This is a genomic window from Amycolatopsis sp. NPDC049691, assembly GCF_040675005.1.
Classification (GTDB): domain Bacteria; phylum Actinomycetota; class Actinomycetes; order Mycobacteriales; family Pseudonocardiaceae; genus Amycolatopsis.
This window is the reverse complement of record NZ_JBFANX010000006.1, coordinates 108,487-129,123: the sequence shown is the minus strand read 5'-3', so window position 1 is coordinate 129,123 and position 20,637 is coordinate 108,487. Positions and strand designations below refer to the sequence as shown.

13 protein-coding genes and 1 tRNA gene are annotated in these 20,637 nt (G+C 70.1%); 8 read left to right on the top strand and 6 right to left on the bottom strand.

What is annotated here, in order from left to right; all coding sequences use genetic code 11:
- Positions 1-3 precede the first annotated feature (3 nt).
- The 3 genes from AB0J40_RS15705 to AB0J40_RS15695 form a co-directional block, all read right to left on the bottom strand.
- Positions 4-2,679, bottom strand: coding sequence for a P-loop NTPase fold protein (locus tag AB0J40_RS15705; RefSeq protein WP_364452878.1), 2,676 nt, complete (start codon positions 2,677-2,679; stop codon positions 4-6).
- Positions 2,676-6,653 (bottom strand): pentapeptide repeat-containing protein, encoded by a 3,978-nt coding sequence (locus tag AB0J40_RS15700; protein WP_364452875.1) that lies wholly within the window; start codon positions 6,651-6,653, stop codon positions 2,676-2,678. Before AB0J40_RS15700 ends, AB0J40_RS15705 begins: the two co-directional genes overlap by 4 nt.
- 226 nt (positions 6,654-6,879) lie before the next feature.
- Positions 6,880-6,952 (bottom strand) — tRNA-Arg (locus tag AB0J40_RS15695).
- A gap of 149 nt (positions 6,953-7,101) precedes the next feature.
- Between AB0J40_RS15695 and AB0J40_RS15690 the strand changes: the two genes are divergently transcribed.
- Positions 7,102-8,202: an epoxide hydrolase family protein gene (locus AB0J40_RS15690; RefSeq protein WP_364452872.1), complete on the top strand. Its 1,101-nt coding sequence runs from the start codon at positions 7,102-7,104 to the stop codon at positions 8,200-8,202.
- Here AB0J40_RS15690 and AB0J40_RS15685 read toward each other — a convergent pair.
- On the bottom strand, positions 8,199-9,023 hold the full coding sequence (locus AB0J40_RS15685; protein WP_364452870.1) for an SDR family oxidoreductase: 825 nt from the start codon (positions 9,021-9,023) through the stop codon (positions 8,199-8,201). The two genes, AB0J40_RS15690 and AB0J40_RS15685, sit on opposite strands and share 4 nt — an antisense overlap.
- A gap of 220 nt (positions 9,024-9,243) precedes the next feature.
- Here AB0J40_RS15685 and AB0J40_RS15680 point away from each other — a divergent pair, with 220 nt between their 5' ends.
- On the top strand, positions 9,244-10,164 hold the full coding sequence (locus AB0J40_RS15680) for a cation diffusion facilitator family transporter (RefSeq protein ID WP_364452867.1): 921 nt from the start codon (positions 9,244-9,246) through the stop codon (positions 10,162-10,164).
- On the opposite strand, the gene AB0J40_RS15675 is transcribed toward AB0J40_RS15680, so the two are convergent.
- Together AB0J40_RS15675 and AB0J40_RS15670 are read right to left on the bottom strand one after the other, a co-directional pair.
- On the bottom strand, positions 10,165-10,878 hold the full coding sequence (locus AB0J40_RS15675) for a DUF305 domain-containing protein (RefSeq protein ID WP_364452864.1): 714 nt from the start codon (positions 10,876-10,878) through the stop codon (positions 10,165-10,167). It abuts the gene before it with no gap.
- Complete coding sequence (locus tag AB0J40_RS15670; protein ID WP_364452861.1) at positions 10,878-11,690, bottom strand: DUF3105 domain-containing protein; 813 nt, start codon at positions 11,688-11,690, stop codon at positions 10,878-10,880. Before AB0J40_RS15670 ends, AB0J40_RS15675 begins: the two co-directional genes overlap by 1 nt.
- Before the next feature lie 196 nt (positions 11,691-11,886).
- On the opposite strand from AB0J40_RS15670, the gene argS reads away from it, so the two are divergent.
- The 6 genes from argS to rho all read left to right on the top strand — a co-directional run bounded on the left by argS (position 11,887) and on the right by rho (position 20,615).
- Positions 11,887-13,542, top strand: a complete 1,656-nt coding sequence (gene argS, locus AB0J40_RS15665; protein ID WP_364452858.1) for an arginine--tRNA ligase — start codon at positions 11,887-11,889, stop codon at positions 13,540-13,542.
- Positions 13,543-13,545: 3 nt separating this feature from the next.
- A complete protein-coding gene (gene lysA / locus AB0J40_RS15660) occupies positions 13,546-14,976 on the top strand; it encodes a diaminopimelate decarboxylase (protein ID WP_364452856.1) in 1,431 nt (476 codons plus the stop codon).
- Positions 14,973-16,295 (top strand): homoserine dehydrogenase, encoded by a 1,323-nt coding sequence (locus AB0J40_RS15655; RefSeq protein WP_364453668.1) that lies wholly within the window; start codon positions 14,973-14,975, stop codon positions 16,293-16,295. Before lysA ends, AB0J40_RS15655 begins: the two co-directional genes overlap by 4 nt.
- Positions 16,292-17,353, top strand: coding sequence for a threonine synthase (gene thrC, locus AB0J40_RS15650; protein WP_364452853.1), 1,062 nt, complete (start codon positions 16,292-16,294; stop codon positions 17,351-17,353). The genes AB0J40_RS15655 and thrC overlap by 4 nt, the downstream gene beginning before the upstream one ends.
- Positions 17,350-18,237 (top strand): homoserine kinase, encoded by an 888-nt coding sequence (gene thrB / locus AB0J40_RS15645; RefSeq protein ID WP_364452850.1) that lies wholly within the window; start codon positions 17,350-17,352, stop codon positions 18,235-18,237. The genes thrC and thrB overlap by 4 nt, the downstream gene beginning before the upstream one ends.
- A 401-nt stretch (positions 18,238-18,638) precedes the next feature.
- Complete coding sequence (gene rho / locus AB0J40_RS15640) at positions 18,639-20,615, top strand: transcription termination factor Rho (RefSeq protein ID WP_364452847.1); 1,977 nt, start codon at positions 18,639-18,641, stop codon at positions 20,613-20,615.
- Positions 20,616-20,637 lie beyond the last annotated feature (22 nt).

Genomic DNA, 20,637 nt, shown 5'->3' with positions numbered 1-20,637 from the left:
GAATCAGTCGGCGCTCAGCCGGAACCGGGAAACGAGCGATTTCCAGGTGCCGGCCCCCATGAGGTCGAGATCGGCGCGCTGGGGGTTTTCCGCGAGCCAAGCCTCGACGGCGTCGGTCGCATCCAGGAGCTTCTGCGGCGTGGTAGCCGAGCGGGCCGGCAACGCGGCTTTCAACGGCCAGGTTCCGTCGGACGGCTCGGACGGCTCGGGGATCAACGAGTCCAGGAGGCACGGATGCGAAGTGGCCAGCGCGAGCAACACCGCCAGCTGGCCGTCCGCCGGGACCTCCCACCCCCTCGCCAGCCCCATGGACTTCGCGAGCAGGTAGGTGTTGACGAACCGCTTCACGGCCCGCGGGGTCGCGCCGATGAGCGCGACCGCATCCTCGACCTGCGTGATCTCCAGCGGGGTGACGGAGAGCCCGACTGCGCCCGGCCAGACCGGGTCCACCCGGCTCGAATGCGCGAACGACTCGACCAGGTGCCGGAACTCGTCCTGGTCGGCTTCCGGCACCTCGGCGCGCGAACGCGCGGTGGGAGCGTCCGTGTTGGTGGCTTCGTGCCGGAAGAGGTTCGGCTCCATCAACGTGCGCAACATCCGCCGTCGCGAAGATCCGCCGAGCGGCAGCACCCGGAAGGGAACCTGGAAGATCTTCTCGAGGTAGTCCTCGGGGCCGGCGTCCTTGCCCGTCAGCTGTTCGTAGTGGGCGCGCAGCGAGCTGGCCAGCCAATGCTCGTCCACGGCGACCACCACCACGAACAGCGGGAACGCCAGGAGCAGGTGGACCGCCTCGAGCACCTGGATCACGAGCTCGGTGGGGCAGCGGTCCAGGTCGTCGACGTACAACACGATCCGGTCGATCGCGTGCGTCTCTTCGACGGCTTCGGAGCCCGGATCGTGCTGCTGCCTCGCCACGAGCTGGGAGAGCCGTTCGAGGTCGCGCCGCACCAGCGCCGGGATGCCCAGGTGACGGCGGTAGTCCTCGGTGGCCAGCCGGTCGGCGAGGAACTCGCTCAGCACCCGGCGCGGGGTGGCCGCGGCGAGTTCCGCGTTGAGCTCGGCGACCTTCTCGGCCAGTTCGGCCTCTTGGGCGACGGCAGCGGCCAGCCGTACCTCGATGGTCGCCAGCTCGTCGGCGGCGGTCGCCACCTTTTCGTCGAGTTCACTCCGGCGCCGATCGGCTTCGGCGTCCAACCTCTCCTTCGCCGCGGCCACGGCTTTCGTCGCTTTCGCCACGAGATTGACCCCGAACTTCAGGTACATTGTCGCGGTGGCCATGAGGCCGCCGATCGCGCTGATCAGCGGCGAGACGTCGAACTTCTGCAACAGCCAGACCAAGAGCGGCGTGAACAGCACCATCCCGAGGAGGGCGAGGTTGTAGCGCCAGCCTTTGGCGCGAAGCGGGGCGAGGACCGTCCTGCCTTCGCTGAGGCTTTGCCTGGCCCGGTCGAGTTCGGCGGCCAGGGCCGCTCCCTCGTCGTCGATCGCGGTGAGGCCGGCTTTCGCCAGTGCCGCCTTGATCGGCTTGACCAGCTCTCGGGACAACCGAGTGCCGGTGAGCGGATTCCGCCGTTGCTCCTCCTCGAGCCGTTGCAGAGCCGCGGCGCGCTCCGACTCCTCCTGCTCCACGGTCTCGGCCGCGGCCTCGCGGTCGCGCTCGAGTTCCCGCCGGCGGTTGTCGGCAGCATGCCGTTCCGCGGCGGCCGTCTCGACGCGCTCGCTCCAGTACCGTTGCCGTTCGGCCAGGAGGTCGTCCGATTCGTCGCTCGTCCGGCGAAGGTTGCGGAACAGGTGCTCGAGCAGGCTCGCCCAGAGGTTGCCGCCCACGTACTGCCAGGCGTTGAACTCGATCTGGACGACGTGCTCGTGGAACTCCGTGGTCGAGCCGAGGCGTTGCTGGGCGCGGGTTTCCCGTGCCACGCGCTCGATGCGGTGCTGCAGGCCCCGCAGGAAGTAGCTCTTCCCGGAACCCCAGGCGCCGAACAACCCCACCGCGAGCGGCGGCACCAGCTGTTTGGAGGCGATGAGGTAGGCGAAGGCGTCGATCTCGCTCTGCACGCCGACGAGGTCCGTCTGCTGCTCGGCGAGCGGTGCCCGGTTGGCGTTCTGGTCGGGCAGGTAGGCCGGCAGCTGGATCCGCGGCTCCTGGCCCCGGAAGTTGACCCGCAGGAAGTCGGCGAACGAGGTGCGGCCGGCCAGGTACCGCGGGTAGGCGCGCGCGAGTGCCCCGACGTCGACCCCCTGGGCGGTGAGCTGCACCGCCACGTCGGAGTCACCGTGGAGGGTGATGCCGAAGAGATCCCGGAGCGAGATCAGTTCCTTCGAGCCCCGGTGCAGCTGGTGCAGGCCGGCCGCGACGGTGTCGTCCAGCGGGGGCAGCCCGGCGTCCGGGACGTTCTCCAGCGCGTTCGCCAGCTTTTCGGGCGTGACACGCGACATGCCGACCTGCGCGAGGACGGCGCCCGGCGCGATGCGGAAGTGGTCCAGCAGGATCCGGGCGGGGTTGCCGCGCAGATCGGCGAGCAGGATGCCGGCGACGAGTTCCCGGGTGCCGACGAGGGGGAGCTGAGTGGTGCCCCCGAGCCGCACCTGCGCGACGGCCAGCGCCCACCGCATGGCCAGCTTGGCCGGCGCGTCCAGGTCTTCCCAACGAACGTCTTCCGAATGCGCGGCGCTCAAGACAGCCTCCGGAGTTCGGGGACGTAGGCGGCGATCTCGTCGATTTCGTCGGCTTCGAAGCGGCAGAGGCCGGCAGTCCACCAGATGTCCGAGGGGGTGCCTTCCATCCGGAAGCTCCCGTCGGCCATGGTGGCGGCCCAGCCACCGGAGTCGGCGGTGAGGACCGACTGGAGCCGGCCGGTTTGGATGTCCCAGACCTCGATGGACCTTTTTATGCCGGTCACCATCAGTAGTTCGCCATCAGCCGAGGCGGTCAATTTCGACATGTAACCAGCGCGATGCTCGAGTGACATCAGTACCTGGCCGGAATCAAGGTCGATGACTTCGATGCTCCGGTTTGCCCCCATGGCCAGCCAGCTGCCATTCGGCGGGGTGGCCAGAGTCGTCGCCAAGGGCATGGTCGACTCGATCGTGTGGATGACTTCTCCGCTCAGTGGATCCCAGAGGACGGCAGTCGATTCTCGACCCACGGAGGCGATCCACCGCAGGTCGTCGGGCGCGGCCGACCACTGGGCTTGGATGGATTCGTTCTTCCATTTGTTCAGAACATTTCCGGTGGTGGTATCGACGCGAACGACCGTACCGGCTTCGCTGACCGATAAAATCCATTCGTTTCCCGGGTCGAAGAAGCAAGCAACAATGGGCGCATCATGGTTGAACAGGTGTCTCGCATCCCGCACGGCTGTGTCGTCGAATGTCAGCAGGCTCAGACTTCTTCTTCCCTCGACCACGGCGAGCATGCACCCATCGGGGGAAAGCGTGGTGCCGGTCGTCTTCACGTCCAATGGAAGTGCCCGCCCGGCAGGCCATCGTCCATCGAGGCTCCAGAGCCGGATGTTCCGGCCTATGAGGCTTTGCGTCTGCGCGGTAGCGAGCAGACGCCCGCGATGTGGATCCCACGTGCGAACGGTCGAGTCTGCTCCGACGACGCTGAACGCCGAGCTTTGCCGATGCGCGTGACCGCTCAAGGTCGCGTCCATCGATTCGAAGGAGAATCGCCGGAGGTCGAGCCGTGCCACATCGGAGAAATTCAGGGAGGCGAACTCTCCCGGGAAAACAATCCACCGGGCGTCCGGTGCTGCTGCCATGGCTCGTGCATGTACGGTCTCCGGCCAGCTCAGTCCGCCCTTTTTCCTGCCGTTGTCGTCCAAAAATGTGACGGTTCCTTCGGTGAGGACGGCCAGCCAGGCTGCGTTCGGCGCCGAAGTCATCGCCAGAACATTCTCCGGGCTGTGGTATTCCCAGCATGGTCTTCCCGACTCCACGTCCCACAACGTCAGATTCGTATCGGATGTGATGATGGCCAAATTGCGGTCATACGCGGCGGCGATAGCAGTTTCGCGGAATTTCGTGACAGCGGAATCTGCCTCGCCGAAGCGGAACTTGGAGAGCGATCGTCCGGTCAGGGGGTCCCAGATCTCCGCTATCCCGTCGGAGCCGACGACGGCGAGCCAGCCACCATCGGCGGCGACGGCCAAGGTCTTCGACCGCGGAGACCTGCCGTCCAGTGTGCGGATCAGCCGGCCGGTTCGCGGCTCCCAAATCCGAACGCCCGCATAGGCGGCGGTACCGGCCAGCCATCGTCCTTCAGGGTCGGCGGCCAGCTTCGCCCGCCCGTGGAGGCCGGTTATGGTCGTCAGCACTTCTCCGGTCTGCGGATTCCTGACCACGACCGAATCGGTGGTCGAGCTTGACGCCAACCAGGTGCCGTCGCGAGGGGCGACCAGCGCTGTGATCCTGGTCCGGTGGCCGGTCAACGTCCGCGTGATCTGCCCTGAATCGACCTCGAGAATCCGGATGGCGCCGTCGGAGCCACCCAGTGCGACGAGCGCGCCTTCCGCGAAGACCGCTATCTCACCGATCCGGAACTGATCACCGAATTCCGGAGCTGGCACGGCCCAGGGCAGCGCTGCCCCGTAGGTACTCGCTGCCGACAGCTGCTCCGGATCCACCTGGGCGCCGAGCAGAACCGCTCGATCGAACACCGCGCTGTCCAGTTTCGCTCCGCTGAGATTCGCGCCGAGCAGACGAGCTCCCCGGAAGTTCGCGCCGCGTAGATCCGCTCCGGAAAGGTCTACTCCGTCGAGCCGGGCCGCCGGCAACTGCGCGCCTCTCAAGTCGGCGCCGGCCAACGCGACCGGGAGGACCGCGCCGTCGAGGAGTGCCCCGGTGAGCCGCGCACCCGTCAGGTCTTGGCCGGTCAAGTCCTGGCCCCGGAGGTCCTGGCCCGTGTAGTCGGCTCGACCGCCGAGCCGGGTACCTGTGAGCCGGAGAACCAGCGCCGCGTTGGCCTTCGCTCGCGAGCCCGGCGCGTCTCCTTCCCGTGCCACTCGCGTCGCCCAATCGGCGAGCGGGGGTACCCCGACGAGGTCGCGGAGGAAGTTGGCCATCGGCACCGTCAGCGGGTTCTCGGCGAGCAGCTGATGTGCGCCGGCCGCGTCGCTCTCCAGCTTCACCCGTAGCTCGTCGGCGACGAACCATTCGAGCACCGACTGGTGGATGAACGCGAACTCGTCGTCGTCGCGGACCAGGACTGTGCCGGAGCCGATCACGTGTGTTGCTTCGCCGGGTTTGGTCTGCCACGCCGCGAGGTCGGTGATGCCTTCGGCGAACTCGCCGAGCTCGCTCAGCGGCACGCTCGCCCGGCCCGTGCGCCAGAGGAACACCGCGAGCTTGCGCAGTGCGCCGCGGCGCTGGTCCGCGCTCAACGGCTCGGCGCCACCCGGTGCGGACTGGCGGTGCTCTTCGTGCTTGAGCCAGTCGGTCAGGAGGGTCTCGTACAACCGGCCGGCGGTCATCGGTTCCGCCTCGGAGCCCGCCGAGATCAGGCGGGCCAGGCTGTCGCGGCGGCTCATGAGGAACGTCAGCATCCGCGGGTTCGACGTCAGCTCCGGCAGGTTGGGGACCGTCTCCAGATCGCGCAGGAACGTCTCGGCGTCCGCGTCGAGGATCTTGGTCACCAGGTCGCGGCGTTGGCCGCTGTCGAGGGGGAACAGCCGGAGGATGCGGGCGCCGGGCAGCTGCCGCGCGTCGCGGCCGAGCTCGTTGAGGACGTCCCGGTCGGTAGCGAAGTGCTGCGAGCGGCTGGTGACGACCACCTTCGCGACGCCTTCGGCCGCCTGCCGCAGGGTCTCGAAGTGCTGTTTCACCCGGTCGTAGGTGGGCCGCTGGGCCAGTTCGTCGAACCCGTCGAACAGCAGCACGATCCGGCCCTCGCGCAGGAGGTAGCGGAAGGAGGGCGCGTGGAACGACTCGCGGGGGTTGTGCCGCGCCATGTGCTGGGCGATCAGCTCGTCGAGCCGGCGCCCCTTCTCGAGGTCGCGCATCGTCACCAGGACCGGGATCCGGTCCGGCTGGGTGGCCAGTTCCCGGGTCAGGAATCGGATGAGGAACGTCTTCCCGGTGCCGAAATCGCCCAGAACCAGCACGAACCGTGGCTCTTCGGTGTCGAGCCAATCGAGAACTTGGGCGGCCGCATTGGCTTCGCCGGGTTCCTTGCCGAGCAGCGCCCACCTTTTGTCGACGTGTCGGTCCAGGGGGTACGCGGCGTCCTTGAGGAGGCGTTCGGTCTGTTCCCGCAGGTAGGACGAGTAGTTCCACAAAGTGTCCTGGTAACCGGTGAAGGAACGCAGCCTGATGCGGTGGTCGCGCGCGGCTTCGATGATCGCGTTGCCGGGCTGTTCCCCTCGGAAGACGAGATCCCGGGGCGAGCGCACTTCGTCGTGCTCGTCGAAGAACCGGGCGAACCGTGCCACGGTGTCCGCGTCGACGGGGCCGTCGTGCGTGCCGACGATGGCGTGCTCGGTGAAGTAGTTGTCCCCGTAGGAAACGCGGACGTAATTGATCGGGCACCCATCACGTTCGGTTTCTTCTTCACGGGCATCCGCGCCCGGATGATCTTGTTTCGCCCAGTACAGTCGGCAGACCTCGGCGACGCGCGTCAAAAGATCATCTATGCGGTCCTCGGCGTCCAAGATTTCCCCTCAACATCCGCAGATGCGGCGGAATGCTAGCAGCCTTCAACCGCGCGGTGCCGAAAACAAGTAACCGGCGAGTAGCAATTCCCGGAGCGGCGAATGCGCAATCTGTCGACCAACATCGAAACCGGCCACAGGAAGGGGTCTGGAGGCTCGGCCCCAGAGACAACAACGCCCGAGGTGAGGTCCGCGTGTTCCGCGGACACACCTCGGGCATCTCGGGTGCCCTCGGCAGGATTCGAACCTGCGACACCTGCCTCCGGAGGGCAGTGCTCTATCCCCTGAGCTACGAGGGCCCATCGCTGGGCGACTCCGAAAGCTTAGCGCATCCCCCGCACCCCCTGCGGGCAGGGCGCCACACACGCGAACTCCCTGGTCAACGGCCTGAAGTTGATCGGCTTGGCGGACCGTCGCTAGCGTGGGAAGCCCACCTGAAGGAGCCGAGATGGTCAAGCCGTTCCAGGTGTCTCTCGATGAGGCCGATGTCGCCGATCTGCGGGAGCGGCTTCGGCGGACTCGGTGGCCCGAGGCCGAGACCGTCGACGACTGGTCGCAGGGGGTTCCCCTTGCCTATGTTCGGGAGCTCTGCCGGGACTGGGCCGAAGAGTACGACTTCGGGTTCGCCGGGCGGCTCAACGCCTTTCCGCAGTTCCGGGCCGATGTCGACGGCGTTGGCCTGCACTTCGTGCACCTGCGGTCGCCCGAACCCGATGCCCTGCCGCTCGTGCTCACCCATGGGTGGCCCGGGTCCGTCACCGAGTTCCTCGATGTCTTCGGGCCGCTCAGTGATCCCGCGAAGTACGGCGGGGACCCCCGGGACGCCTTCCACGTCGTCGCTCCCTCCTTGCCCGGGTTCGGGTGGAGTGACAAGCCCGCCCTCAAGATCGCCCGGGTCGCCGAGCTCTTCGACCGCCTCATGCGGGACCTCGGCTACGACCGCTACGGCGCCCAGGGCGGCGACTGGGGTGCCGCCGTCACCAACGCCCTCGCGCGGTCCGGGCGGGTCGCCGGTGTGCACGTCAACTTCACTCCCGTGCGGATGACCCTGGACGATCCGACGCCGGAGGAGCGCCGGGCGCTCGCCGATCTCGAGGAGTTCCGGCGGACCGGGAGCGGGTACTCCGCGCAGCAGGGCACCCGGCCGCAGACGCTCGGCTACGGCCTCACCGACTCGCCCGCCGGGCAGGCCGCCTGGATCGCCGAGAAGTTCTGGGCCTGGACCGACAACAAGGGGCACCCGGAGGACGCCGTCGACCGGCAGAAGATCCTCGACGACATCTCCGTCTACTGGTTCACCGCGACGGCGGCCTCGTCGGCGCGGATGTACTGGGAGAACAACGATCGCGACTTGTCCACTGTGGACGTTCCGGCCGGGGTTTCGGTGTTCCCGCGGGAGATCGTGCGGCCGTCGCGGCGGCAGGCCGAGCAGCGCTACACCGATCTGCGGTGGTTCGAGGAGCTGCCCGTCGGCGGGCACTTCGCCGCGCTGGAGCAGCCCGAGCTGTTCGTCGAGCAGGTCCGCGGCTTCTTCCGGCTGGTGCGCTAGGCGATCCAGCCGGTCGTCAGGCGCTGCACGGCCGAGCCGTCGCGGTCGGCGAGCTTGAGCCCCGTGAACTCCTCGGCCTGCTTCGACGTCTGGATGCGGAACGCGGGTGCCTCGGCCGTCATCGCGTCGACGATCACTTCGGCGACCTCCTCGGCCGGCTGGGCGCCGTCGAACGACTTCGTGACGTTCGCGATGTAGTTCCGCAGCGACTCCGCGTAGGGGCCGGCGTCGGCGAACAGCCGCTCGCCGACGCCGATGTTGTTCACGAACTCCGTCGCGACCGCGCCCGGCTCGACGACGCAAACCGTGACACCCTGGGCCGCGGCGACCGGCGCGAGCGACTCCATCAGGCCTTCGACGGCGAACTTCGCCGCGCAGTACGCCTCGTTGAACGGCTGGCCGACCGCGCCGCCGATGCTGGTCACCGTGATCACGCGGCCGCCGCTCGCGCGCAGCGCCGGCAGGGCGGCCTTCGTGGCCTCGACGACCCCGAAGAAGTTGACCTCCATGGTTTCGCGCACCGCGGAGACCGGTTCCCGCTCGAGGGTGCCGACGTGACCCGCGCCGGCGTTGTTGACCAGCACGTCGAGCCGTCCGTAGTCGGCGAGGACGCCGTCGAACGCCGCGCGGACGGACGCGGGATCGGTCACGTCGAGGGGACGGATGTCCAGGTCGGCGCCGGTTTCGCGCAGGCGGTCCGCGCGGGCGGGGTCGCGCAGCGTCGCGACGGTCCGGAAGCCCGCGCGGGCGGCCCGGGCGGCGGTGGCGAGGCCGATCCCGGTGGACGTGCCGGTGATCAGGGCGACGCGGTCGTCGCTCATGCGAGGACCTCGCGGTGGGTTCGGCGGACGGTGGTCTGCGGCCAACCTAAGCGGTCGACGGCGAAGCGTGACAAGTCCGCCCGGTGGGAAACCCCTCCTGGTGGATTGGTGAGCGCCGTTCCGGGTAGTAGCTTTCGGACGGGTGAACTTAGGGTGCCCTCTATTGCACATATGCGCATCCGACTATATGTTGGCCCCGACGGCGAAGGACGGAGGCGGAATGGGACACGGCCACGGACACGGGCACACGGGCGCGCCGGCGAGCGCGTCGGGCCGGTACGTGCGGAGCCTCACCATCGCCCTCGGCATCGGTGCCGGCTTCATGGTGCTCGAGTTCGTCGTCGGCTTCACGACCGGCTCGCTGGCCCTGATCTCCGACGCCGCGCACATGTTCACCGACGTCCTCGGGGTCGGCATGGCGCTGACCGCGATCGTCCTCGCCCGGCGCAGCGGACCCACGGTCAGCCGCACCTTCGGGCTCTACCGCGCGGAGGTGCTGGCCGCGCTGGCCAACGCGGTCCTGCTGTTCGGCGTCGCGGGGTACGTCCTCGTCGAGGCCATCGGCCGGATCGGCGACCCGCCCGCGGTGCCCGGCCTGCCCGTGCTGCTGGCCGCGACGGCCGGCCTCGCGGCCAACATCGTCTCCTTCGCCGTCCTGCGATCGGGTGCGAAGGAGAGCCTGAACGTCCGGGGCGCCTACCTCGAGGTGCTGGCCGACCTGATCGGCTCGGTCGGCGTGCTGGTCAGCGGGGCCCTGACGCTGCTGACGGGGTGGCGCTACGCCGACCCGATCATCGGTGTCGCGATCGGGCTGTTCGTGCTGCCGCGCACGTGGACGCTCGCCCGCCGGGCGCTGCGCATCCTGTTCCAGCACGCGCCCCGGGGCGTCGACGTCGGGGCGATCAACGCCGAGCTGGCCGCGCTGCCGGGGGTCGCGGACGTGCACGACCTGCACGTCTGGACGCTGACGTCCGGCATGGAGGTGGCTTCGGCGCACCTGACGCTGGCACCGCCCGCGAAGCAGTCCGACGTGCTGACGGAGGCGCAGAACCTGCTCTCTTCGCGCTACGCGATCGAGCACGCGACGCTGCAGGTGGAAGCGCCGCAGTGCGCGCGCCGCTGCCAGGAGCTGTCCTGGTAGCTACGCCGGCAGCGGCTGGGCGCCGCGGCCCGAGAGCATCAGCTTGATCTGGTCCATCTCCGCGCCCTGCGAGGTCAGGATGCTCGTCACCAGCGCCTTCAACGCCGGCAGCGTCGAATGCGCCGCCGCGTACTGGGCCATCGACGTCCCGCCCTCGTGGTGGCGGAGCATCAGCTGCAGGAAGTAGACGTCGAACTCGCGCCCGGACAGCGAGCGCAGCTTCTTCAGCTCCGTGTCCGACGCCATGCCCGGCATCAGCGCGCCGCCCGCGGGGTTGACCGTCGACGGCGCCATCGACATGCCGTCGTGGCCCGCCATCGGTTCCGTCATCCACTTCATCGGCGCGCCGATCGCCTGCTCGGGCTGGTCCCACAGCATGAGCCAGCCCTTCATGCGGCCGACCTGCTCGAGCTGCGTGCGCTCGATGTCGAACGAGAGCTGCTTGATCTCCGGGTCGGTCGTGCGGTCGCGGGCGATGCCCGCCATCGTCACCGCCTGGAGGTGGTGCGTCGACATGTCCTGGGCGAAGCCGACCTCGACCGAGCCGGCGGCCGGGGTGGCCGCCGTGCCCGGGTCGTCGACGGCGCGGGTGAAGAACATCCCCGCCGTCGCGCCGATCAGCAGGACCGCCAGCAGCGTCCCGCCGATGATCACCCAGCGCGACCACGTCGGCTGCTCGGTGACCTCTTCGGTCTCGAGGTCGGCTTCGGCCATCACTTGGTCGGAGTGGGCGAAGCGGGAGCGGACGCCGGGGCGGAGGACGACGCCGGCATGCCGCCCTCACCCTGGGCGGACGTGCTGCCCTTGTAGTCCATCGGCTTCGCGTCCGGGCCCGGCTTCGACGCGTCGAACGGCGGCGGGTTGTCCGGGTCGAACTGGCCGGGGACGGCGTCGCAGGACGCGCCGACCTCGGGGTACACGCCGTTCGGGTTGCTCCGCAGCGCGGCGATGAACTCGTCGATCCGCGCGTCGTTGGCGTCGTCCAGCTTCAGCTGGTGGCCCCACGACTGCAGCGAGATCGGCTTGTCGAGGCCCGGGTAGGGCGACATCATCGTGAACGGCTTGTCCTTGACGCGGACGCTCAGCAGGTTGAGCGCGTCGCCGGAGACCTGCTGCGGGTTGTAGGCGATCCAGACGGCGCCGTGCTCGAGCGCGTGCACCATGTTCTCGGTGCGGACGGCGGTCGGGTAGACGATGCCGGTGCAGGTGGCCCACGTCTGGTCGTGCGGGCCGCCGAACGGCGGGGTCTTGTCGTAGGCCACGCGCTCGGTCGGGAGCACGTGCACGCTGCCGGTGTAGGTGGCCGTCACCACGCCCGGGATGCGCTTGGACGGGTCCGGGTCCTGCGCGCTCGGCGCGAACGACGCGGCGGCGGCCTCGCGGTCGGCCTGCTCACGCTTCGGCGCGGACTTCACCATGTAGTAGGTGATCACGGCGCCGAGCAGCGCGACGATCGCCACGACGGCGATGATCGTGCCCCACGGCGTGCCCTTCTTGCTCACGACGGAACCGCGGGCCGCCTTCACGGCCGACCCTTTTTTCTTGGTTGTCCGGTTCGCCATGGCTCCCGCGTTCTCCCTCTGGTGGCTGCGGACGGATTCCCGCCCGGGCCAGTGTAGAGACCGTGCGTCTGATCACCGTTAACGCCTCACACGGATGCCCGCCGTGACGTCACCGAGACCGATGAAAGCGTCCCACCTGGGCACACCTAGAATTCGGCAAGTGACTCCCGCCGCTCTCGCCGACCTGGTCCGCAGCTCCGCCGTGCAGGTACTGACCGCACGCGGCATCGACGACACCGTGCTGCCCGAGCAGGTGACCATCGAACGCCCGCGCAACCCCGACCACGGCGACTACGCGACGAACCTGGCGCTGCAGGTGGCCAAGAAGGCCGGGCTGAAGCCGCGCGAGTTCGCCGAAGCGCTCGCCGAGGCCGTCTCGGCGGACGACGGCGTCGCCTCGGCCGAGGTGGCGGGCCCCGGCTTCCTCAACTTCCGGCTCGCCGCCGCCGCGCAGGGCGACATCGTGCGCCAGGTCCTCGACGCCGGCGCCGCGTACGGCCGCGGCGACGCGCTGGCCGGCACCAAGATCAACCTCGAGTTCGTCTCGGCGAACCCGACCGGCCCGATCCACCTGGGCGGCACCCGCTGGGCCGCGGTCGGCGACGCGCTGGGCCGCGTGCTGGCCGCGCAGGGCGGCGACGTCACACGCGAGTACTACTTCAACGACGCCGGTGCCCAGATCGACCGGTTCGTCCGGTCGCTGATCGCCGCCGCGAAGGGCGAGCCCGCGCCGGAGGACGGCTACGCGGGCGGCTACATCAACGACATCGCCGCCAACGTCCTCAAGCAGGAGCCGAGCGCGCTGTCGCTGCCGGAGGAGCAGCGCCACGAGACGTTCCGCCGGATCGGCATCGAGCTGATGTTCGGCGAGATCAAGTCCAGCCTGCACGAGTTCGGCACCGACTTCGACGTCTACTTCCACGAGAACTCGCTGCACGAGTCGGGCGCGGTCGACGCGGCCGTCCAGGAGCTGAAGGACTCCGGGAACCTGTACTTCGAAGACGGCGCCTGGTGGCTCAAGTCGAAGGAGTACGGCGACGACAAGGACCGCGTCGTCATCAAGCAGGACGGCAACCCGGCCTACATCGCCGGCGACCTCGCCTACTTCAAGGACAAGCGCAACCGCGGCTTCGACCTGTGCATCTACATGCTCGGCGCGGACCACCACGGCTACATCGCCCGGCTCAAGGCCGCGGCCGCCGCGTTCGGCGACGACCCGGCGACGGTCGAGGTGCTGATCGGCCAGATGGTCAACCTGGTCAGCGACGGCAAGCCGGTCCGGATGTCCAAGCGCGCGGGCACCGTGATCACCATGGAGGACCTCGTCGAGGCCGTCGGCGTCGACCCGGCCCGCTACGAGCTGATCCGCTACTCCGTGGACTCCACTTTGGACGTCGACCTGGACCTGCTGCGCAAGCACTCCAACGACAACCCCGTCTACTACGTCCAGTACGCCCACGCGCGGCTGGCGTCCCTGCAGCGCAACGCGGCCGATCTCGGTCTGAAGTCCACTTCGGACGTCGACTTCGGACTGCTCACGCTGCCCGCCGAGGGCGACCTGATCCGCACGATCGGCGAGTTCCCGGAAACCGTGCGCCGCGCCGCCGAAATGCGGGAGCCGCACCGGATCGCGCGCTACCTCGAAGAACTCGCGGGCGCCTACCACAAGTTCTACACCGTGGGCCGCGTGCTGCCCCAGGGCGACGAAGAGGCGACCCCTCTGACGTACGCCCGGCTCGCGCTCTGCGAAGCCGCCCGCCAGGTGCTGGCGAACGGCCTCGCGCTCCTCGGTGTCTCCGCTCCGGAACGGATGTAAGAAATGGCGCACCCCGCGGGCCCCAGGCACGCCGACGTCTACCCCCACGCCGACACCTCCGGGCTCCAGCCGTCGGGGGCCGAGGAGCTCGACAAGCTCCCCGCGAAGGTGTGGCCCCGCAACACCTTCCGCGCCGCCGACGGCGTCGTGCGGATCGCCGGGGTCGACGTCCGCGAGCTCGCCGAGAAGCACGGCACGCCCCTGTTCGTGGTCGACGAGGCCGACTTCAAGTCCCGTTGCGCGGACTACGCCGAGGCGTTCGACGACCCGTCGCTGGTGCACTACGCGTCGAAGGCGTTCCTCTCCATCGAGGTCGCCCGCTGGGTGGCCGAGCAGGGACTGAGCCTCGACGTCTGCAGCGGCGGCGAGCTCGCCGTGGCGCAGCGCGCGGACTTCCCGGCCGAGCGGATCACCTTCCACGGCAACAACAAGTCGCCCGCGGAGCTGGAAGCCGCGGTCGTCGCCGGGGTCGGCACGGTCGTGCTCGACTCCTACTTCGAGATCGCCCGGCTGGCCGACATCGCCGCTCGCCACGACGTCGTGCAGCCGGTGCTCATCCGGGTCACCGTCGGCGTCGAGGCGCACACCCACGAGTTCATCGCCACCGCCCACGAGGACCAGAAGTTCGGCTTCTCCCTCGCGAGCGGCGACGCCGCCGAGGCGGTCCGCCGGGTGCTCAACGCGCGCTCGCTCAAGCTCGTCGGCCTGCACAGCCACATCGGCTCGCAGATCTTCGACGCCGACGGCTTCGAGGTCGCCGCCCGCCGCGTCGTCGGGCTGCTCGCCGACCTGGCCAAGGAGCACGGCCCCGAGCTGCTCGACCAGCTGAGCCTGGTCGACCTCGGCGGCGGCTTCGGCATCGCCTACACCGAGAAGGACAACCCGCCGCCGCCCGCGCAGATGATCACGCAGATCCGCGAGATCGTCCGCAAGGAGTGCGCGTACGCGGGCCTGCCGGTGCCGCGGATCGCCGGCGAGCCGGGCCGCGCGATCGCCGGGCCGGGCACGATCACGCTCTACGAGGTCGGCACCATCAAGGACGTCTCGCTCGGCGACGAGTCGGCGCGGCGGTACGTCAGCGTCGACGGCGGGATGAGCGACAACATCCGCACCGCGCTCTACGACGCCGTGTACGACGTCCGGGTGGTTTCCCGTTCCGCGGGCGACAACGAGCAGCCGGTGCAGGCCGTGTTGTCCCGGGTCGTGGGAAAACACTGTGAGTCCGGCGACATCGTCGTACGAGACTGCTGGCTGCCCGACACGCTGGCTCCCGGCGACCTGCTGGCGGTCGCGGCGACCGGCGCGTACTGCTACTCGATGGCGAGCACGTACAACCGGATGCCCCGCCCGGCCGTGGTCGCCGTGCGCAACGGCGGCTCCCGGCTGCTGCTGCGGCGCGAGACGACCGACGACATGCTGCGCCTGGAGGTCTGAACACAGTGGCTGCCCCAGAGGAACGCCGGGCCGTGCGCGTCGCCCTGCTCGGCTGCGGGACCGTCGGCGGTGAGGTCGCCCGGCTGCTCACCGAGCAGGCCGCCGAGCTCGCCGCGCGGGCGGGCACGCCGGTCGAGCTGGCCGGCATCGCCGTCCGCCGCCCGGACAAGCACCCCGAGCTGCCGCCGGAGCTGCTGACCGCCGACGCGGAGAAGCTCGTGACCAGCGACGACGTCGACGTCGTCGTCGAGCTGGTCGGCGGCATCGAGCCGGTGCGCGGCTGGCTGCTCGCCGCGCTGAAGGCCGGCAAGTCCGTCGTCACGGCGAACAAGGCCCTGCTGGCCGAGCACTCCGCCGACCTGTTCGAGGCGGCCGACGCCGCGGGCGCCGACCTCTACTTCGAGGCCGCGGTCGCCGGCGCCATCCCGCTGCTGCGCCCGCTGCGCGAATCCCTCGCGGGCGACCGGATCACGCGCGTGATGGGCATCGTCAACGGCACCACGAACTACATCCTGTCCGCGATGGACTCGACCGGCGCCGGTTACGCCGAGACCCTCGACGAGGCCAGCAGGCTCGGGTACGCCGAGGCCGACCCGACCGCCGACGTCGACGGCTACGACGCCGCGTCGAAGGCCGCGATCCTCGCCTCGCTGGCCTTCCACACCCGCGTGACCGCTTCGGACGTCCACCGCGAAGGCATCGCCGACGTCACCGCGGCCGACCTCGCCGCGGCCCGGATGCTCGGCCGCACGGTCAAGCTGCTGGCGATCTGCGAACGCGTCGCGGACGACGACGGCGTCGAGTCGGTCTCCGCCCGCGTGCACCCGGTGATGATCCCGCGCAGCCACCAGCTGGCCGGGGTCGGCGGCGCGTTCAACGCCGTCTACGTCGAGGCCGACGCCGCCGGCGAGCTGATGTTCTACGGCCAGGGCGCGGGCGGCGCGCCGACGGCGAGCGCGGTGCTCGGCGACCTCGTCGCGGTGGCCCGCAACCTCGTCGCCGGTGGCCGCGGCCCGCGCGAGTCCGCGCACGCGGCGCTGCCGGTGCGGCCGATGGGCCAGACGCCGACCCGTTACCACGTAAGCCTTTCCGTGGCCGACCGCGCCGGCGTGCTCGCCCAGGTGGCGCAGGCGTTCGCCGGGCACGGCGTGAGCATCGCGGCCGTGCGGCAGAGCGACGTCGGCGACCGCGCGAGCCTGGTCGTCGTGACGCACCAGGCCCCCGACGCGGCCCTGCAGTCCACTGTGGACGAGATCGCGAAGCTCGACGTCGTCCACGAAGTTGTCAGCGTGATGCGGGTGGAAGGCGAAGACCAGTGATCAGGCACCCCTGGCCGGGACTCATCGAGGCGTACCGGGACCGCGTCCCGGTCCCGGACGGGGCGCAGGTCGTCACGCTCGGGGAGGGCAACACGCCGCTGCTGCCCGCGCGGTACCTGTCGGAGCTGACCGGCTGCGACGTGCACCTCAAGGTCGAGGGCGCCAACCCGACCGGCTCGTTCAAGGACCGCGGGATGACCGTGGCCATCACGCACGCGCTCGCCAGCGGGCTCAAGGCGGTGATCTGCGCGTCGACCGGCAACACCTCCGCCTCGGCCGCCGCCTACGCCGCGCGCGCCGGGCTCACCTGCGCCGTGCTGGTGCCCCAGGGCAAGATCGCGCTGGGCAAGCTCGCCCAGGCCGTGCTGCACGGCGCGCGGATCCTGCAGGTCGACGGCAACTTCGACGACTGCCTCGAACTGGCCCGCAAGACCGCGGCCGACTACCCGGTGACCCTGGTCAACTCGGTCAACCCGGTGCGCATCGCCGGCCAGAAGACCGCCGCGTTCGAGATCTGCGACGTGCTCGGCGAAGCACCCGACATCCACTGCCTGCCGGTCGGCAACGCGGGCAACATCACCGCCTACTGGGCGGGGTATTCGGAGTACGCCGCCGACGGTGTGGTGAAGAACACGCCGCGGATGTTCGGCTTCCAGGCCGCGGGCGCGGCGCCGCTGGTGCACGGCGAGCCGGTGGCGGAGCCGGAGACGGTCGCGACGGCGATCCGGATCGGCAGCCCCGCGTCGTGGACGGCCGCGGTGAAGGCGAAGGACGCCTCCGACGGGCTCTTCGAAGCCATCACCGACGAGAAGATCCTCGAGGCGTACCGGCTGCTGGCCGGGCGCGAGGGCGTGTTCGTGGAGCCGGCGTCGGCCACCAGCGTGGCCGGCCTGCTCGCCACCGCCGCCGACGGCAGGCTCCCGAAGGGCTCCAGCGTGGTCTGCACGGTCACCGGGCACGGCCTGAAGGACCCGCAGACGGCCCTGGCCGGCAACGTCGAGGTCGAACCCCTCGCGGTGGACCCCTCGGCGGTCGCGGCGGCGCTGGACCTGCGGTGAGCGGCGGGTTCAAGGTCACCGTCCCGGCTTCGACGGCGAACCTCGGGCCGGGCTTCGACGCCTTCGGCATGGCTTTGGGCCTCTACGACGTCGTCGAGGTGCAGGTGACCGACGGCGGTCTCAAGGTCGAGGTGACCGACGCCGGCGCGGGCGGGGTCGAGGACGTCCCCACCGACGAGACCCACCTGGTCGTGCGCGCGATCCGCGAGACCTGCGCGTACCTCGGCGTCGAGCCGCCGGGCCTGCACCTGCGCTGCCACAACGCGATCCCGCACGCGCGCGGCCTCGGCTCGTCGGCCGCCGCGGTGGTGTCCGGTGTCGCCGCCGGGTACGCGCTCGCGGGCCGGAAACTCGACGAATCCGGCGCGCTGCAGCTCGCGGCGGGCTTCGAAGGCCACGCCGACAACGCCGCCGCGAGCCTGTTCGGCGGGTTCGTGCTGGCTTGGTGCGAAGGTGGTGAATTCCACGCCGAACGCCTCGCGCCGCACGCGGCGATCCGGCCGGTCGTGGCCGTCCCGGCCGTCCGCTCGGCCACCGCGACCACGCGCGGCCTGCTGCCGTCGACCGTCCCGCACGCCGACGCCGCGCACAACGCCGGCCGCGCCGCGCTCGCCGTGCACGCGCTGACGGCGAAGCCGGAGCTGCTCCTCGCGGCCACCGAAGACCGCCTGCACCAGCACTACCGCGCCCCGGCGTACCCGGCGAGCGGCGAGCTGGTGGCGACGCTGCGTGCACGGGGCGTGGCCGCCGCGGTGTCCGGCGCGGGTCCCACGGTGCTCGCGCTGACCACCACGGGAATACTCCCGCCGGGGGTCGACGTTGAAGGTTTCGACGTCTTCGAGCTGCCCGTGGATCTCGCGGGTGTGCAGGTTGCGGCTCAGTAAAGGCTGGGTCACGTGCCTGCCGTAGCGCCCGCCACGCGGGGGGTGGTTGTTGCACCCGGAACCGCCGCGGTCTACCCTCGGGGGCGTTCGATCACCGTGCGTTTCCGCACCCGATGCCGGTCCTCTGGGATCGCATCCTTCGTTGATCCGCCGAATCCGCACCGCCTGGCGAGCGGGGTAACGCGGATGAACGCAGGCGGGTTTCCGGTTTCGGCGGTGCCGAATTCCGTGTCCTCCGTTTGGAGGACGCAAACCCCTGTGGTGGAGGCGCTCCAGCTGTGTTCCGCACGGCCGAAGAGCTCATCTCGCGTATCGGGGGGCAGATACGCCGGTTCGCGATCAGAAGCGAGCGGCAGTCCGCTGATCCACCTGGAGGCGTGGATCGGTCAGGAAGGACATGTGTGAGCAACACCGATCTTTTGAGCGACGTGAGCGGCACGGCCGAGACGAACGGCACCGCCCCCGCTCCCAAGCGGACGGTCGGCGGGCTGACCGGTAAGACCGTCGCCGAGCTGCGTTCGCTGGCTGGGGAACTCGGCGTCGGCGAGACGACGGGCATGCGCAAGGGCGACCTGATCGCCGCGATCCGCGAGCGCCAGGGCAAGTCCCGCAAGCCGCGTGCGACGGCGGAGACGCTGCCGCTGGACGGCGTCGGCGAGCCGGTGAAGGCGTCGGCCCCGAAGGCCGAGCCCAAGGCCGAGGCGCCCGCCGCCCCGGTCGAGAGCAAGCCGGAGCCGAAGGCCGAGGCCGCCGCGCCTGCCGACGCCCAGCCGCAGGCCGAGCGCCCGCAGCAGGACAAGCAGGACGGCCAGCAGGGCCAGGACGGCCAGCCCGAGGAGGGCGGCCGCAGCCGCCGTCGCCGCGGCTCGAACCGCGCCGCCGGCTCGCCCGACGGCGAGCGCCAGCAGGGTGACCGGCAGCAGGGTGACCGTCAGCAGGGTGACCGGCAGCAGGGCGAGCGCCAGCAGGGTGACCGTCAGCAGGGCCAGGGTGGCGGCAACCGCGACCAGCAGCGCCAGGGCGGCGGCCGGGACGGCAACCGCCAGGACGGCAACCGCCAGCGCAACCAGCAGCAGGACGGCGGCAACCGCGGCGGCCAGGACAACCGCAACCAGCAGCCGGACGACGACGAGGAAGGCGGCCGCCGCGGCCGTCGCTTCCGCGACCGTCGCCGCCGCGGCAGCGGTGGTGGCCAGCGTGACGGCGGTTCGCCGGACACCGAGATCCGCGAGGACGACGTCCTGCTGCCCGTGGCGGGCATCCTGGACGTGCTCGACAACTACGCGTTCGTGCGGACTTCCGGCTACCTCGCCGGCCCGAACGACGTGTACGTCTCGCTGTCGCTGGTCCGCAAGTACGGCCTGCGCCGCGGTGACGCCATCACCGGTGTCGTGCGCCAGCCGCGCGAGGGCGAGCAGCAGCGGCAGAAGTTCAACCCGCTGGTGCGCGTCGACTCGATCAACGGCCTGGAGCCGGACGAGGCCAAGCGGCGTCCCGACTTCACCAAGCTGACCCCGCTGTACCCGAACGAGCGGCTGCGCCTCGAGACCGAGTCGCACAAGCTCACCACCCGCGTGATCGACCTGATCATGCCGGTCGGCAAGGGGCAGCGCGCCCTGATCGTGTCGCCGCCGAAGGCCGGTAAGACCACGATCATGCAGGACATCGCGAACGCGATCTCCACGAACAACCCCGAGTGCCACCTGATGGTCGTCCTGGTCGACGAGCGTCCGGAAGAGGTCACCGACATGCAGCGCTCGGTGAAGGGCGAGGTCATCGCCTCGACCTTCGACCGGCCGCCGTCGGACCACACCTCGGTCGCGGAGCTGTCGATCGAGCGGGCCAAGCGCCTGGTCGAGATGGGCCACGACGTCGTCGTGCTGCTCGACTCGATCACCCGCCTCGGCCGCGCGTACAACCTGGCGGCCCCGGCGTCCGGCCGGATCCTGTCCGGTGGTGTCGACTCGACCGCGCTGTACCCGCCGAAGCGGTTCCTCGGCGCGGCGCGCAACATCGAGAACGGCGGCTCGCTGACCATCTTCGCCACGGCGATGGTCGAGACCGGCTCGACGATGGACACGGTCATCTTCGAGGAGTTCAAGGGCACCGGTAACGCGGAGCTCAAGCTGGACCGGAAGATCGCCGAGCGCCGCGTGTTCCCGGCGGTCGACGTCAACCCGTCCGGTACCCGCAAGGACGAGCTCCTGCTGTCGCCGGACGAGCTGGCCGTGACCGTGAAGCTGAGCCGGGTGCTGCACGCGCTCGACTCGCAGCAGGCCATCGACCTGCTGATCTCGCGGCTGCGGAAGACGAAGACGAACGTCGAGTTCCTCATGCAGGTCTCGAAGACCGCCCTCGGCGGCGGCGAAGACGACTGAGCGTGCTCATCGGAGGCCTCCC